Source organism: Xenorhabdus mauleonii (assembly GCF_900113945.1).
GTDB classification, from domain to species: domain Bacteria; phylum Pseudomonadota; class Gammaproteobacteria; order Enterobacterales; family Enterobacteriaceae; genus Xenorhabdus; species Xenorhabdus mauleonii.
In genome coordinates, this window is the sequence record NZ_FORG01000014.1 from 36,067 (window position 1) to 52,252 (window position 16,186).

The 16,186-nt window shown below is 46.9% G+C and carries 12 protein-coding genes; 4 read left to right on the top strand and 8 right to left on the bottom strand.

The genetic code is table 11. The features are described from left to right. Window position 1: 1 nt before the first annotated feature. The 7 genes from nit1 to mreB all read right to left on the bottom strand — a co-directional run bounded on the left by nit1 (window position 2) and on the right by mreB (window position 9,615). Window positions 2–850: a deaminated glutathione amidase gene (gene nit1, locus BM100_RS13675; protein ID WP_092511857.1), complete on the bottom strand. Its 849-nt coding sequence runs from the start codon at window positions 848–850 to the stop codon at window positions 2–4. Beyond that, window positions 847–4,695: an AsmA2 domain-containing protein YhdP gene (yhdP, locus tag BM100_RS13680; RefSeq protein ID WP_092511859.1), complete on the bottom strand. Its 3,849-nt coding sequence runs from the start codon at window positions 4,693–4,695 to the stop codon at window positions 847–849. The genes nit1 and yhdP overlap by 4 nt, the downstream gene beginning before the upstream one ends. Window positions 4,696–4,798: 103 nt before the next feature. Then, window positions 4,799–6,268 carry a ribonuclease G gene (rng, locus tag BM100_RS13685; RefSeq protein WP_092511861.1) on the bottom strand — a complete coding sequence of 490 codons (1,470 nt, stop codon included), beginning with the start codon at window positions 6,266–6,268 and terminating at the stop codon, window positions 4,799–4,801. Next, window positions 6,265–6,852 (bottom strand): Maf family protein, encoded by a 588-nt coding sequence (locus BM100_RS13690; RefSeq protein ID WP_092511863.1) that lies wholly within the window; start codon window positions 6,850–6,852, stop codon window positions 6,265–6,267. Before BM100_RS13690 ends, rng begins: the two co-directional genes overlap by 4 nt. Window positions 6,853–6,940: 88 nt before the next feature. Beyond that, a complete protein-coding gene (gene mreD / locus BM100_RS13695; protein ID WP_092511865.1) occupies window positions 6,941–7,429 on the bottom strand; it encodes a rod shape-determining protein MreD in 489 nt (162 codons plus the stop codon). Beyond that, a complete protein-coding gene (mreC, locus tag BM100_RS13700) occupies window positions 7,429–8,463 on the bottom strand; it encodes a rod shape-determining protein MreC (RefSeq protein ID WP_092511867.1) in 1,035 nt (344 codons plus the stop codon). Before mreC ends, mreD begins: the two co-directional genes overlap by 1 nt. A 108-nt stretch (window positions 8,464–8,571) precedes the next feature. Then, complete coding sequence (mreB, locus tag BM100_RS13705) at window positions 8,572–9,615, bottom strand: rod shape-determining protein MreB (RefSeq protein WP_010847922.1); 1,044 nt, start codon at window positions 9,613–9,615, stop codon at window positions 8,572–8,574. A 921-nt stretch (window positions 9,616–10,536) separates the two neighbouring features. On the opposite strand from mreB, the gene acuI reads away from it, so the two are divergent. The 4 genes from acuI (at window position 10,537) to accC (ending at window position 13,964) form a co-directional block, all read left to right on the top strand. After that, window positions 10,537–11,511 (top strand): acrylyl-CoA reductase (NADPH), encoded by a 975-nt coding sequence (gene acuI / locus BM100_RS13710; protein ID WP_092511869.1) that lies wholly within the window; start codon window positions 10,537–10,539, stop codon window positions 11,509–11,511. Window positions 11,512–11,666: 155 nt separating this feature from the next. Next, window positions 11,667–12,119 (top strand): type II 3-dehydroquinate dehydratase, encoded by a 453-nt coding sequence (gene aroQ, locus BM100_RS13715; RefSeq protein ID WP_092511871.1) that lies wholly within the window; start codon window positions 11,667–11,669, stop codon window positions 12,117–12,119. A gap of 27 nt (window positions 12,120–12,146) precedes the next feature. Continuing rightward, window positions 12,147–12,602 carry an acetyl-CoA carboxylase biotin carboxyl carrier protein gene (gene accB, locus BM100_RS13720; RefSeq protein WP_092511873.1) on the top strand — a complete coding sequence of 152 codons (456 nt, stop codon included), beginning with the start codon at window positions 12,147–12,149 and terminating at the stop codon, window positions 12,600–12,602. A gap of 12 nt (window positions 12,603–12,614) precedes the next feature. Then, entirely contained in the window at window positions 12,615–13,964 is a 1,350-nt protein-coding gene (gene accC, locus BM100_RS13725; RefSeq protein ID WP_092511875.1) for an acetyl-CoA carboxylase biotin carboxylase subunit, read from the top strand. A gap of 123 nt (window positions 13,965–14,087) precedes the next feature. On the opposite strand, the gene BM100_RS13730 is transcribed toward accC, so the two are convergent. Continuing rightward, a partial coding sequence (locus tag BM100_RS13730) for an Ig-like domain-containing protein (RefSeq protein ID WP_175494959.1) occupies window positions 14,088–16,186 on the bottom strand: 2,099 nt, incomplete at its 5' end.

A 16,186-nucleotide genomic window follows, 5' to 3' on the forward strand; every position in this document is an offset into this window, starting at 1 on the left:
CTTAATTTGTATTCTTTTTTATCAAAGAAGTCAGTTGTGGACGGAACCGATTGTGTTTCACCACTTTGATCTGCTCACGCATGTGGGTCAAACTGTCCCGCCGGATATTAAGTTGCAATGCGCTGACGGTCAGGGAATTTTTCTTGATAACTTCCCCCCAGCCATTCACTGCCATTGAATGACCCCATGTTCTGCGGGAGCCATGTACGCCGACCTGTGCCGGCGCTAAGATAATGCATTGATTCTCAATGGCACGGGCTCTCAGCAGCGGCTCCCAGTGTGCCTTGCCGGTCAACCGGGTGAATGCGGCCGGAACGGAGATAAGCTCGGCCCCTTGCTCACGCAATGCCTGAAATAGCCCGGGAAAACGCAGATCATAACAGATAGTCATGCCCAAACGACCGACAGGTGTATCAACAACAGTGATATGTTCACCACGCTGGTAAATCGTAGATTCGTTATAGGCACCATGTTCATCATTGATATTGACGTCAAACATGTGGATTTTATCGTAGCGAGCGCGGATTTCACCCTGATCATCAAACAACAGGCTACTGCTCGTGATACGCGCCGGATCTTCACGGCTGACCAGCGGCATGGAACCAATCAGTAACCAAACGCCATAACGCTGTGCCATTTCACTCACTGCTTGCTGCAATGGCCCATTTCCCTGTATTTCTGCATGCTCATGGTAGGTTTCAGCATCAGCGAACAACAGCGCATTTTCTGGGGTCAGAACCAGTTTGACTGTCTCTGGCAGCTGCTTAATCTGTTGTTCAATTTGCGCTAAATTGTATTTAACATTTGTCCCACTACATAATTGTAAAAGTGCAACATTGATGTTTCTCATGACCCTTTATTCTCCTTAAGCTGACGTAAGACTTCATCAATTTTCGGCTGTTCAAGGCTGCCAGTTAACCGATAACGGATCACCGATATTTTGCTCCACAGCGGCCCCAATACTTTCGTTGCTGCAAAAACTGCTGCACCAGCCACAGGATTAACGGCAAAAGCTGTCGCGACTCCAACCGTTGTTGATATTTCAGGTGTGATCACTAGATCCATATTGAGCTGGCGATGAACTAAATTTACCGAGCCTTTGGCATTGATATCTGCCGCCAATCCGTCAATAACGAAGTTATCGGTATAAATAACACCACTTTTTACGGTCGCGTCGCCACGAATGGAATCAAAGTTAAAATCATTACTGAATGTGTCACTGAAATCCAACTGTAATTTACGCAACAAGGCATCAAAGCTGACAAGCCGCAATAATTGCCCAGCTCTGCCACCACCCAGTTTGGCAATTGCCCCTTTTTTCATCTTCCCGCTCAATGTGCCATCCAGTGTTTCCAAATCTGGCTGCCACGGAACATCCTTCCACTTCAAATTAAAATCAAACTTAAAAGGCGCATCAATAATCGGGACGATAAAACCCAGATATGCAGCCATGTTATCGAATTTCTCTCCCGAAAATTGTCCCTTGGCTTGAGTATAACTCTCCGTATCATTTTCATACCAACGCCCGGATAAGGTCAATTTTCCCGCATCATTTTCTACCAGGCCGTGGGACAGTACCAAGGCATCGCCTTCTGGTTTAATGGACGCAGATACTTTGCCGAGTTTCAGCCCGGCGATCCAGCATTCTGTACACTCAACGCCCAATGTCGGCCAGTTGCCCAGAGAATAATGGGAAGCAGGGGGTTTACCCGATACGAGTTTATCACCACCAGCCAAAGTGTTTGGCCCAAACAGGGGATCGTAATAGAGGTAATTGATCGATGCCTGCATCTGTTTATTGTTTTGAGTCATATTGCGTTGAATCAACAGGCTGCCGTCAATCTCTTCTCCCACTGCATTGATCTTCATGCTGTCCGCTTGCTGAATGACATTGAACGTAAGCTGCTGCCAGCGCTGGCCAACCAAATCCAACGAAGGCAATGAAATTTCTACAGCCTTGGGCAACATTAGGGCCGAATTTGATGATGCCCCCCAATTAAGCGGTTTAATCAATGCCAATAAATCTTCGCCATTGATGGCGGGTAATTTTAGCGCCAACAACGATGTTTCCGGCAAATCAGGCACCCCTTCGCCATCGGTCAGCAGAATGCCCCGTTGTAATCTGGCATGCTGTTTTTCCAATGCCCACTGGCTATTGAAAGCATATCGTTTGCCGATGGTGCCTTTCATCCGGAGCTGATCCATATCACCATCAGCAAGGATATTGACTTTATTCCAGCTGCGCAGGGTTTCTGTATCCAATGCCGGTAGTGTACTGTTGATATGTGACAAATCAGCATCCAGCGCCACACGGAACTTCACTCCATCCTTCGCCGGGTTATTTCCCGCAGGAATATTATCCGAAGGTATGCTGATATTGACCTTGCCCTGCCAGTTCAATGCCCCTGATAATTGACGGCGAATCACTGCCGGCAGTTCCGGCAACGTTTTCGCGGCCCAATTCGCATCCAAATTCACATCAACCTGATACTGCTTTGGCAAATCCTGCGTAGAAAAGCGCAGCGATAAAGGCTGTCCAAACCATCTGGCAGACAGGCTATCACTTGTTAAATTGCCATTGTCAAAGCGGAATTTTCCGCTCAGATGTTCCATATAACTGTTCAGTGGCTTGATGAACAAGTGGGTATCTTTTAACACAACCTCGCCACTCGCCTTAACTTCACGATGATCCAAGGGAATATCCAGATGAAGCTTGCCATCGACTTTGCCATCAAGCTGCAAACTCTCCAGTGTGCTGCCAATCGATTCGGACAGCGGGCTGTGGCTAAAGTAATCGTGTATCCCCTTTCCATCACCCGATATTTCAGCATCAATAAACAAGTTATCCTGATCATAATCGGGAAGCTGCACGGAAACTTGGCTGGCGTCGACTTTGCCCAGTCTTATTTTCGGAGCCTGCATCTGTAATCCGTTATTCTGGAAGTTCAGATCAACATCCAAATCAAACAGGGCTGGCCAATCGGGTTGATATTGAAAGGTGGCATGGCGTACAGGCACAAAAATCTGAAATTGCCCGTTACCCTGCTTAAATGGAAAATCATGGGGATTGCCGTGAAATACCATTGTGGCATTGTCTACTTTTCCCTTGATCAGGGAGCCAGTCAGATAATCGGTCAAAGACTCTCCCATCAAGGTTCTGGGAAAGTAACGCCATGCTTCCCCCACATCACTGACTTTAATTCCCGCGAGGATTTCCAGAACAGGCGGCGCATTCTGTGGTTGCTGGTAATGGAAATCGCCATTGACCCATAATGATTTTGCCTGTAAATCCAGCCCCCGTCCCCATACATTCATTCTGCCCTGTGCGTTATTCCAGCTCACCTGCCCTTCACTGCTGGCAATATCGAGCGGAGCCTGAAACGTCGAGCCATAATCAATGACACTGTTTTTCAGGGCAAATGTGATATTTCCCTGCTGTTTATTGCCATCCAATGCTCCGCTGAAATGGCTGGCGGAAGGCAAGTCTTTCCAACGTAGCCAACTGACATCTTGCCATACCATGCGAATCCCAAGGTCATCAGGGAGTTCTGGCGTGATATCGAGGGCAAAGTGGTTAAGTGTTCCTGTCGGTTTCCAATGCTGCCAATCCCTGACAATGTCCGGTGTCACGAAAGAGAGTACCGGCAATATGCCATTCAGACGCTCAAGACGAATATTATCGGCACGAATACGCCAGTGATCGTTGTTCTGATATTCCCGCGCCTGATTGAGATACAAGGCTTTGAAGCGCCCCGCAGGCCACTGCTGCCCGTCAGTTTTTAGATTCTCCAGATTGGGAATATCAAACAACCATCCTTCACCTTGGCGACGCATTTGCAAAAGTAAATCTTTAACGGCGAGCTGGTATTTGTCTGATCCCACATGCCAATTGGCTTCACCTTGTTTAAGTTGCAACCGCCCGCTGTCAATTCGTCCTTCTTTTAAGGTAATCCAACTCGCCAAGCTGAAATTGGCATTCTCCAGCCCCGTGTTATCTCTTAACCAGCGACTTAACCATAACCGCATATCGATATCATCGGCCTGCAAATAAATGACGCCATCGTTGATTGCCCCATTGCTTCCCTTCAGATCAAGCTTTACCTGAACGGCGCCTTCCTGACCATTAATCGAAGAAAGGCTGACACTCCCCTGTGCGCGATGCCTCCCGTCTTTATTCAGCCATGTCAGTTGTGGCAACTGCAAATCGGCCTTTTCACCGGAAGGTGTCAGGAAAGTCAGTCGGCTGTCATTGAGATCAAAATGGTTAAACTGCTCAAGAAACAGGGATGAAAAACTATCTGGCTCGGACAGCACACTGTTGCCATTTTGCCCAAGCAAGGTTTTATCATAGTTCACCTGAAGCTGGTAAAAAGACAGATCACGAAAATACCAGCGCCGTTGCAAGAGCGAGCGCCAGATATCCAAAGAGAGGATGATTTTTTTGGCCTGAATATCAGTATGCTCTGCTTTTGCACTGATATCTCGGATTTCCAGACTGGGGCCGAATGATTCCCAGCTTCCGCTGATATAGCCAATTTTGACGGGAATATCTGTCACGGCAGTCAATTTCTCTGCCAATTGCTGGCGGTATTCATTGATATGCGGCAGGAAAAAACGCAACCCGCTGACAAGCAAAGCCACCATGATAATGGCTATTGCGGCTGTCGCTAATAATATTCCCGGCAGTCGCTTCACGCATTTCTCCTTGGTTGTCAGCGTTATTTATCTGAAATAGGGTATTACCTGAAAATAGTTACCTGAACATACTGATCTGAAAATAGTGACCTGGAAACATTTTTTACATCATGACAACGTCAAATTGCTCCTGATTATAAAGTTGTTCAGTCTGCACCTTGACCTGTTTGCCGACAAAAATCTCAACCTCTGCCAAGGCATGGGACTCATCCCCCTTTAGGGCTTCACTGACAGCCGGCGAGGCATAAACCAGGAAACGATCAGCTTCAATTGCACGGTTAACCCGCACTATTTCACGCAAGATTTCATAACATACCGTTTCGACCGATTTTACTGTGCCACGTCCCTGACAAGTTGGGCAGCTATCGCACAAGATATGTTCGATGCTTTCCCTTGTCCGTTTGCGCGTCATCTCTACCAGCCCCAATTGTGAAAAACCATTGATGGTTGTTTTCACCCGATCTTTACTGAGTGCCTGTTCCAAAGAGGCCAATACACGGCGGCGGTGTTCTTCATTAGACATATCAATAAAATCAATGATAATGATGCCACCCAGATTGCGTAACCTTAATTGTCGGGCAATTGCTTGTGTTGCTTCAATATTGGTATTGAAGATGGTTTCATCCAGATTACGGTGCCCGACAAACGCGCCAGTATTAATGTCAATCGTGGTCATGGCTTCCGTCTGATCAATTATCAAATAACCACCCGACTTTAATTCCACTTTACGTTCCAGCGCCCGCTGAATTTCATTTTCCACACCGTACAGATCGAATATCGGTTGCTCTCCCTGATAATGCTCCAGCTTGGCATTCATCTCAGGGATATATTCATCAATGAATTCCTGCAATTGGATAAATGTCTGGCGGGAATCAACCCGAATGCGGTTAAGGGAAGATCCGACAAAATCACGCAAAACACGCTGAGCCAGCGCCAATTCTCCATACACTTTGTTTTTAGTGATATTGCGTTTTTTACGTTCAATCACTTTGCTCCACAGGCGTTTCAGAAATGCGGCGTCCTGCGCTATCTCTTCAGTTCCGACACCTTCAGCAGCCGTACGGATAATGAATCCACCATGCTCATCACAATAATCCATGACGATATTTTTCAGGCGTTCCCGCTCTTCTTCACTTTCAATGCGCTGCGAAACACCCACATGGGAGGCACCCGGCATAAATACCAAGTAACGGGATGGTAAAGTGATATCCGTCGTTAAACGAGCACCTTTTGTGCCAAGGGGATCTTTTACTACCTGAACGATTAAATCCTGCCCCTGTCGAACCAATACCCCGATGTCCCGGACGTTGAAATTCTTCTTCTCTTCACCGGCGATGCATTCTGTGTGGGGCATAATGTCGGAAGCATGCAAAAACGCGGCCTTTTCCAACCCGATATCAATGAAAGCTGCCTGCATTCCGGGCAAGACCCGGCTGACACGCCCTTTATAAATATTACCGACAATGCCCCTTCTGGCTTCTCTCTCAATGTGGATTTCTTGCAATATACCGCCATCAATATAAGCAACCCGCGTTTCGGATGGTGTTACATTGACTAATAACTCTGCTGTCATGAATAATTCTTCCCATCAGCTAACGCTAAAAATCGTGTGATTAATTCGTACGTTTCCACCAGTGGCAAGCCGACAACAGCATGGTAACTGCCATTAATTTTTCTGACAAAACAACCGCCTTTACCTTGAATGCCGTACGCCCCGGCTTTATCCATTGGCTCCCCAGTTGCAATATATTCCTGTATTTCCTGCTGAGATAACTGGCGGAATGTCACATCCGTAATGACTATCTCGCTGAGGGTGTGCTGATTGCTTGATAAAGCGACAGCCGTGATCACTTGGTGGCACTGGCCTGACAAACTTTTGAGCATTTCTGCGGCGTGTTGTTGGTCACGGGGCTTTTCCAAGATACGGTTATTCAACACAACGATAGTATCTGCCCCTAAAACAGGATAATCCTGCGGTGCAATTGCCACACCCGCTTGCGATTTCTCTCTGGCCAACCGAGTAACATATTGCTGTGGAGACTCCCCTTCACGCCATTTTTCTTCGACCTGAGGTGCCAGGATCGCAAAATTAAAATCTAACAATCCCACCAGCTCGCGCCGTCTTGGTGAGCCTGAAGCTAAATAAATGGTTTTCATTGTGAGTCATCCTTTGAGCCTAATCCATCACGCTATTTTAACCGTGATAAGCCCTTAATATCAGTTCATTAACTACAGGAAACCGCCTTTAACGAACTGAAAATTGACGGCGGATTTTCCGCATTAACAAGAATAGCCAAGGCCACAGAATACCATTCACCAGGCCATTCCAGAATACTTCCGGATGGAAGGCAATTTTCGGCAATAGCGCGTGGGCGACATAAACACAAAAGTTCGCCAAGGTAGAAAAAACCATAATAACCAGCGCTTGCTGCCAAAGTGCCATATTGCGGATAAGCTGAAATTTGAAGGCGACCAGAAAACTGATAATGCTGAACGCTAAAGCGTGCGCCCCCAAAATACCACCGTTCAATAAATCAATAATAATGCCCAACACAAACCCCGTGCCAACGCTGACACGGTGAGGAAGCGCAAGCAGCCAATAAATGAGGCACAACATCAGCAATGTTGGCCGAAACATGAAGAACTGTTCCGGCCACGGCATGATTTGTAGCACTATTGCAATCAGGAAAGATAACCAAATGACCCAACGTCCCCGGCTATAATACTGGCTCATTAACGATTTCCTGTAGCTGTTGGTGACAGTTTTTCCGATGGCTTTTCAACGGGTTTTGTTGCAGGAGCTGCCAGCTTGGCCTCTTTTTCTTCTTTATCTGATTCCGGTAGCTGTGATTCCGCTGGGTTTGGCAACACCTGCGGTTGCATCTGCATCAAACGCTCATTGGCAGCACGGTAGACTTCCGAAGGCGGCAATGGTTCAGAGGGATTCTTGCCCGCTCCCCACAGCAACAGCAAATAGCGTAAACGCCGCAGTTCAGCCAGTGGGCGCGCTTGAATCACCGCATGGGCTCTCTGATTGTCAATTTTGACAGAAGAGACGACCGCTACAGAATACCCTTCCGGGAAACGCCCTCCCAAGCCTGATGTCACCAATACATCACCGACACGGATATCAGTATCACTGGGCAGAGGCTCAAGCTGGAGATCATCTGTACACCCCGTACCGTTGGCAATGACACGAATATCATTCCGCAATACTTGAACAGGCAATGCATGAGTCGTATCACAAATCAACAACACCCTGCTGCTCAATTGGCTCACAGAAATAACTTGCCCTACCACTCCCCGATCGCTGATAACAGGTTGCCCTTCATACACACCATCTTTGGCCCCCTTATCAATGACGACTTGATCACGGTAAGGATCCATGCCCCCGGAAATAACCTGAGATACCATCATATGCTCATCGCTGCGCAAAGGGGAGCCTAGCAATTCACGCAAGCGGGCATTTTCATGTTTCAGTTGCCCCAACAGTAGCAATTTACTGTTCTGCAACCGCAATTCATTACGCAGGGCACGGTTTTCCGCGTCGAGTTGACTGTGGCTGGCTAAAGATTCGGAAATGCCATCCAGAAACTGACGTGGTCCGTTGGCAAGAAAATAGAAAGGGCTGACTGCCGTATCCATGTAGTTACGGACTTTATTAAAAACACCAAGGCGGCTGTCTACCACAATCAAAATAATGGCAATAATAACAGCAAAAAAGAGTCGTAATTGCAGAGAAGGCCCTCTGCTGAAAATCGGCTTCATAAATTGCGCATTGTTGAGCTGGGTTGTCTCATAAGTGGTAAAACTCCCGGATAATCAGCAAGGAGGTAACAGTCGAACATGTCCACCTCCCAGCTTGCAGAGTTATTTTCAGTCTTCGCTGAACAGATCGCCACCATGCATGTCGATCATTTCCAGCGCCTTGCCACCACCACGGGCAACACAAGTCAATGGATCTTCAGCCACAATGACAGGAATACCAGTTTCTTCCATCAATAAGCGATCAAGATTACGCAACAACGCGCCACCACCGGTCAATACCATACCGCGCTCAGAAATATCAGATGCCAATTCTGGAGGACACTGTTCCAGCGCCACCATGACTGCACTCACGATGCCAGTCAATGGCTCTTGCAAGGCTTCAAGAATTTCATTGGAATTCAGCGTAAAGCTACGAGGCACACCTTCTGCAAGGTTACGGCCGCGCACTTCGATCTCACGTACTTCATCTGTCGGATAAGCAGAGCCAATTTCATGTTTGATACGCTCTGCCGTTGCTTCACCAATCAGGGAGCCATAATTGCGGCGAACATAGTTGATGATGGCTTCATCAAAGCGGTCACCACCGATACGGACAGAAGAAGAATAAACAACGCCATTCAGGGAGATAACAGCAACCTCAGTCGTACCACCACCGATGTCCACGACCATAGAACCCGTTGCCTCGGAAACAGGCAGACCCGCACCAATCGCTGCGGCCATAGGCTCTTCAATCAAAAATACCTCGCGGGCACCTGCACTTTGGGCAGATTCGCGGATCGCACGGCGCTCAACCTGAGTCGCGCCTACAGGCACACAAACCAGCACACGCGGGCTTGGGCGCATGAAACTATTGTTGTGGACTTGTTTGATAAAATGCTGCAACATTTTTTCCGTAACATAAAAATCTGCAATCACCCCATCTTTCATCGGGCGGATGGCCGCGATATTGCCCGGAGTACGTCCCAGCATCTGCTTTGCTTCAAGTCCCACTGCTGCAACACTTTTTGGTGAACCGGCTCTGTCTTGGCGAATAGCAACAACAGAGGGTTGATCCAATACTATTCCCTGACCTTTAACATAAATAAGGGTATTGGCAGTACCCAAGTCAATGGATAAATCATTGGAAAACATGCCACGAAATTTCTTTAACATAACGAAAGGATAATCCTGCAAGCTGGGGACGGAGATTGTCCGTCTACTCTACCAACCACATGAAGCAGCGACAAGGCGCATGATTAACTACTTTTACTACTTCAATAAAAGTGGCTACGTTATTCACATCAGAAACACGATATTCTACGTTACTTTTCTCTAACGGAGCAGAAAAAAACTGCATAAAAATGGGCTAATTTGGCCAATAACCTCATCACAGCATCCCAAAATGGCCTATTTTGCGAAAAAAAGAACATTATAGTGCATATTGAAACGCTACTACCCCGCTTTTCTGGCCCTGATATTCACTCGCCATAATTTCAGCAAGTTCGACTAGAATTTCTATTCTCTCAAAAATTTTATTCTTCCTGCCAAGGCAGAAAATAGCGCTCTATACTAAATAAAATTCATCACATGGCGTGATAACAGGCAGAGACATAGCATGTAGTACTGTAACCATAGCCCAATAGTACAAAATATCAGCCATAATCATAACGGCCCTTACATTAATGACTATATAACCGAGACTAAGGTTCAATCACCGAGGCTAAAGTTTACAGAGTCATCACCGACAAAGTTGCAACTTGAAAGACGACGTTATTTATATAGACGCTATATAAAAGTAATAGATGAATTTCGTGATAACACAGACAAGATTTGTACAAATATGGCTATCTTTAACGGCAATCAAATAAATAAGGATTATTCTGAGCCTGCCGACAAAACCATTCCCCCTATTGTCACCTGTGTATTATTATCTTTTACAATGCCATCCTGAATAAAAATAAGTAATCTCAGTTTTACCACTCTCTATCACAATATTGCTGCTTGTCCATTTCAGCTCATTCAATTTTATCTATAGTGTGATGATGCCTGATCGGTAATAGCACCAGAGATATACCCAACACAGAGGGAATGATAATGAAAGCCTTATTACTTGACCAACGCGAAACGCTATTGGCATCTATTCAAGATATTGATGCATCCCAGTTGCCTGCTGGCGATGTTATTGTCGATGTTCATTGGTCAACGCTCAATTATAAAGATGCCCTTGCCATTACCGGCAAAGGAAAAATCATTCGCCAATTTCCGATGGTGCCCGGAATTGATTTCTCTGGTGTCGTTCATCATTCTGAAGACCCCCGCTTTCATGTTGGTCAACATGTCCTGCTGACAGGTTGGGGCGTCGGGGAAAATCACTGGGGTGGTTTGGCAGAGCAGGCCAAAGTACCCGGCGATTGGCTGACTCCCATGCCACAAGGGTTAAGTACCAGACAAGCGATGATAATCGGCACAGCAGGCTTTACGGCCATGTTATGCATCATGGCGCTGGAACAAGGGGGCATTACGCCTGAAAGCGGAGACATCGCCGTAACGGGAGCCAGTGGCGGGGTTGGCAGTACAGCGATTACGTTGCTGTCACAATTGGGCTATTCCGTCATTGCAATTAGCAGTAAACTCGGCGCCCGAGATTATCTGCATTCCCTGGGGGCAAAAGACGTTTTGCCTGCCAGTGACTTTAACCAGCCTTCCCGTCCACTGGAAAAACAGCGCTGGGCCGGTGCTATTGATACGGTTGGCGGTACTGTATTGGCGACTTTATTGGCTCAAGTGAACTACAACGGCACAGTCGCCGCCTGTGGTCTGGCAGGCGACAGTCAGCTTCCCACGACCGTGATGCCGTTTATTCTGCGCAATGTCCGCTTGCAAGGAATTGCCTCTGTTACTGCGGCGGCTTCAGAACGTCCTGCCATCTGGCAAAGGCTGCAAACACTGCTGCCAGATTCGTTTTACCAACAAACTGCCAATGAAATCACATTAAATCAAGTGATCGAATACGCCGATAAGCTGATAAATAGCCAGATTACTGGCAGAACCGTGGTCAAGATTCGCTGATAAGACCAGTAATTAGCTGCTAAATGCTACGATTTGTTTATAATGTCGGGCTTTATCGTCAAATTTACAAATCTAGCGTTCAGAAAGAGATGACAAACCGTTGACATCGAGTTATCTTGAACGATTGTTGACAGATTGCCGGAGATACCAGCACAATGGCAGACAAGTTTCGCATTTTACTCTTGAATGGCCCCAACCTAAACCTGTTGGGAACACGAGAGCCGGAGACCTACGGCAAGTTAACACTTAGCGATATCGTTAACAAACTGTCACAAGAAGCTCACCAATCGGGAATAGAGTTATCCCATCTGCAATCCAATGCAGAATCTGAACTGATTGAGAGAATTCATTCGGCGCGGGGAAATACAGATTTTATTCTGATTAACCCTGCGGCCTACACGCATACCAGCGTGGCATTACGCGACGCACTTCTGGCAGTGGATATCCCATTTATTGAGATTCACCTCTCCAACGTGCATGCCCGTGAACCCTTCCGCCACCACTCATATCTTTCCGATATTGCAGTGGGCGTAATCTGCGGGTTGGGTGCCGATGGTTATAGTTTCGCATTACAGGCAGCGGTCAACCGCTTGTCAACATCCAACTAATTTATACAAGAGTACGGAATCACACTCATGGATATTCGTAAGATAAAAAAACTGATCGAGCTGGTTGAAGAATCAGGCATTTCTGAACTGGAAATTTCCGAAGGTGAAGAATCGGTACGCATCAGCCGCACGCTGGCTGCACCAGCGATGCCTGTCACCCAGCAATACATTTCCGCCCCGGCACAGCAGCCAGTGCAAGCTGCAGCGCCAGCCGCACCAGTTGCGTCTGACAAGCCTGCGGAAATCAGTGGTCATATTGTTCGCTCACCAATGGTTGGAACTTTCTACCGTTCACCAAGCCCTGATGCGAAAGCTTTTATCGAAGTCGGTCAGCATGTTAATCAGGGCGAAACCCTGTGCATCGTTGAAGCCATGAAAATGATGAACCAGATTGAAGCTGACAAAACGGGTGTGGTGAAAGCGATCCTGGTTCAGGATGGTCAACCTGTTGAATTCGACGAGCCATTGGTCGTCATCGAATAACGAGGCGTTTCCATGCTTGAAAAAATTGTCATTGCTAACCGCGGTGAAATAGCACTGCGTATCCTGAGAGCCTGTAAGGAACTTGGAATCAAAACGGTTGCTGTTCACTCTTCGGCAGACCGTGATCTGAAACACGTCCTGCTGGCCGATGAAACTGTCTGCATCGGCCCTGCGGCTTCAGCAAAAAGTTACCTGAACATTCCTGCCATCATTTCTGCGGCGGAAATCACTTGCGCACAGGCTATCCATCCGGGTTATGGTTTCTTGTCTGAAAACGCGGATTTTGCCGAGCAAGTCGAACGTTCCGGTTTTATCTTCATTGGCCCTAAAGCGGATACCATCCGTTTGATGGGTGATAAAGTTTCCGCTATCAGCGCGATGAAAAAAGCAGGCGTTCCTTGTGTTCCCGGCTCTGACGGCCCATTGGGCGACGATACCGAGAAAAACAAAACCATTGCAAATCGCATCGGCTATCCGGTAATCATCAAAGCATCCGGCGGCGGCGGCGGTCGTGGCATGCGTGTTGTACGCAGCGACAAAGATCTGGAGCAATCCATCGCCATGACCCGTGCAGAAGCCAAAGCGGCTTTCAACAACGACATGGTATACATGGAGAAATTCCTTGAAAATCCACGTCACGTTGAAATTCAGGTTTTGGCCGATGGTCAGGGCAATGCCCTTTATCTGGCTGAACGTGACTGCTCCATGCAGCGCCGTCACCAAAAAGTGGTGGAAGAAGCGCCAGCACCAGGCATTTCCCCCGAACTGCGCCGCAGCATCGGTGAACGTTGTTCCAACGCGTGTATCGAAATCGGTTACCGTGGTGCGGGTACTTTCGAATTCCTGTACGAAAACGGCGAATTCTACTTTATTGAGATGAATACCCGTATTCAGGTTGAGCACCCAGTGACAGAAATGATCACCGGCGTTGATTTGATCAAAGAGCAGCTTCGCATTGCCTCAGGTATGCCATTGTCGATCAAACAGGAAGATATCGACATTCAGGGTCATGCCATCGAATGCCGTATCAACGCAGAAGATGCAAAAACCTTCCTGCCAAGCCCGGGCAAGATCACCCATTTCCATTCACCGGGTGGCTTTGGCGTGCGTTGGGAATCCCATATCTATGCGGGATATACCGTACCGCCTCACTATGATTCCATGATTGGTAAGCTGATCACCTACGGTGAAACCCGCGAAGTGGCGATTGCTCGTATGAAGAACGCACTGGCAGAGTTGATCATTGACGGCATCAAAACCAATATCGATCTGCAACTGGCTATCATGAATGACGAAAACTTCCAGAAAGGCGGAACCAATATCCACTATCTGGAGAAGAAATTGGGCTTGCAGGATAAGTAAAGTTTCTCTGGTTTTTATTCAAGATTGGCTGGATTGAAAAAAATCCCATCTTTTTAAGGATGGGATTTTTTATCTAATTCACGGGATGATAAGCAAGGTGTAGTTTAGTTAGCGCTTACCTTATTATTCTTTATTCTTGATGAGGCAAATATGAGTATAGGGTCCCTTCGAGTAATCTGGCTGTTTAGTCCTTAACTTTACTCCACCACCTTCTGCATCCCACGAGGCTAAGGCGCTAGTTTTAGCTGGCCAACCATAACGTGAATATAACACACCACCGGATATCTTTTTAAGATCCGACTGACTCACTAAAGTAGAATTTATCACAGAAGAACATTTTTCCCTTGCTTCCTCAAAAGTTGATAGAGCCCAAGCTTCACTATTGAACTCCGCGACAGAAGCAGGCACCCTTTTAAATTCATTGGATAATAAAGGCCTACGGTAAAATTGTCCCTTAATTTTTACGATATCTTCCATATGTCCCCAACGGGAAGCCCCTTGCACATCAGGGCTGGTAATGACAGTAAAAATAATATCCGTTTCATCTTTTACAGTAGTTCCGTTAACTCCGTCCGCAACCACGTTCAACGTTGTTCTTAAACCTTTTCCTTCTGGATCAGAAACAGTCTTCACCAACTGACCAGAGCCATCGGTATAAAGGCCGTCAATCAATGGTCCTTTTGCATCACCCAACTTAGTTGTCACTTTGTCCTGCGATACTGCTTCGTTTCCATTATCTCGCGTAAATCCTTCCATCTCAATTTTCACAGGTACCCAAGCCACAGGTTGACCATTCTTTATTGACGTAACCGCTAACTCAGCAGAATCTGAGGTTGCATCTTTTGTCTCGTTAGTTCTCGCTTTGAGCTTAAGTACCAATTTTCCATTGACTTTTATTTCGTCACCTTTCCCTTCTTTTGGATTTAGCGTAATTTTAATCAGCTCCGCAACATTGGCTACCCTGCCTCCTTCAATTTTACTTTCTGTGTCATTCCCCTTATCCTTCGAGTCATCGGTTGACAACGTGACGATATCATTTGCACGGGTATTTATCCCATTCCGCGCCAAGATTGAAAATTCAAGCACCTTACCGGCATGTTCTTCTTGAATTTCATAAGGTGGTACGCCTTCCCCATTCTTCACTTCGCCTGTTACCAGAGTCCCATCATTACCCTGTCCGTTATCTCCCGAACTAGCCAATGTTTTTACCGCAGCAGCGGTTTTGCCTTTTTCACCCCAAGCGTAAAAAGAATTATCAACGCCATTTTCGCTATTGTTATCAATTGAATAGTCAACTTTCAAGGTTTGCCCGACGACCAAATACTTTTGGTCAACAACTTGCAATTTCAGTTTCGAGATCTTGAGTGGTACTGGTGTAAATTCTACCTTCTTCGCGAGCGCACTCAGGGCCTTTTCTCCGGCTTTTGGTGTCACGGTCAAGCTACCGATTTGCGTGCCCGCCGTGAGAGTGGCGGTATAGGTTCCGGGCGTACTCCCATTTTCCTGAATATCCGAAATTTTGGGCTTATCACCGTTACCGGGTAATTCACTCTGTTCAAAATGAATGTGTTTTTGAACGCCCGTTATCGGCTGACTATCATTGTCTTTCAGGATCAGACTAATTTCAGTTTTCATTTGATTGTCAGCTTCCAGTGTCTCGGAGGCAATGCGGAACTCCGACTTACTTTCATTGATCCTACCTGCCAGTGGTGGCTCAAAATTTATATTGTCAGAAATTTTATCCAGCCTTGTATTGTCAACCTTCAACGTGACCCGCCAGTCACCCGTTTTTGTGCCGGGCTTAATCGTGGCGGTATAGGTGCCTTTGTTGTTCTCATCTTCCTTAATATCCGAAATCTTAGGATCCGTGCCGTCGCCGGACAGTTCACTGCCATCAAAGGTAATGTGATTGGCCTTCCCTGTCATCGGTTGATTCTGTTTATTTTGCAGGATCAACAGAATGTGGGCTGGCGTCTCGGAGCCGGCTTCCAGCGTCTTGGGATTGATGGTCAGCGTCGACGTTTTTTCGTTGACCGAATCTGCCAGCGATGGCGATGGCGTGAAGGTGATATGGTCGCTAATTTTGTCCAGCCTTGTATTGTCAACCTTCAACGTGACCCGCCAGTCACCCGTTTTTGTGCCGGGCTTAATCGTGGCGGTATAGGTGCCTTTGTTGTTCTCATCTTCCTTAATATCCGAAATCTTAGGATCCGTGCCGTCGC

Excerpts from the sequence above, each read along its gene's own strand:
- nit1 (WP_092511857.1), bottom strand. The coding sequence starts at position 850 with ATGAGAAACATCAATGTTGCACTTTTACAATTATGTAGTGGGACAAAT.
- rng (WP_092511861.1), bottom strand. The coding sequence starts at position 6,268 with ATGACAGCAGAGTTATTAGTCAATGTAACACCATCCGAAACGCGGGTT.
- BM100_RS13690 (WP_092511863.1), bottom strand. The coding sequence starts at position 6,852 with ATGAAAACCATTTATTTAGCTTCAGGCTCACCAAGACGGCGCGAGCTG.
- mreD (WP_092511865.1), bottom strand. The coding sequence starts at position 7,429 with ATGAGCCAGTATTATAGCCGGGGACGTTGGGTCATTTGGTTATCTTTC.
- mreC (WP_092511867.1), bottom strand. The coding sequence starts at position 8,463 with ATGAAGCCGATTTTCAGCAGAGGGCCTTCTCTGCAATTACGACTCTTT.
- mreB (WP_010847922.1), bottom strand. The coding sequence starts at position 9,615 with ATGTTAAAGAAATTTCGTGGCATGTTTTCCAATGATTTATCCATTGAC.
- acuI (WP_092511869.1), top strand. The coding sequence starts at position 10,537 with ATGAAAGCCTTATTACTTGACCAACGCGAAACGCTATTGGCATCTATT.
- aroQ (WP_092511871.1), top strand. The coding sequence starts at position 11,667 with ATGGCAGACAAGTTTCGCATTTTACTCTTGAATGGCCCCAACCTAAAC.
- accB (WP_092511873.1), top strand. The coding sequence starts at position 12,147 with ATGGATATTCGTAAGATAAAAAAACTGATCGAGCTGGTTGAAGAATCA.
- accC (WP_092511875.1), top strand. The coding sequence starts at position 12,615 with ATGCTTGAAAAAATTGTCATTGCTAACCGCGGTGAAATAGCACTGCGT.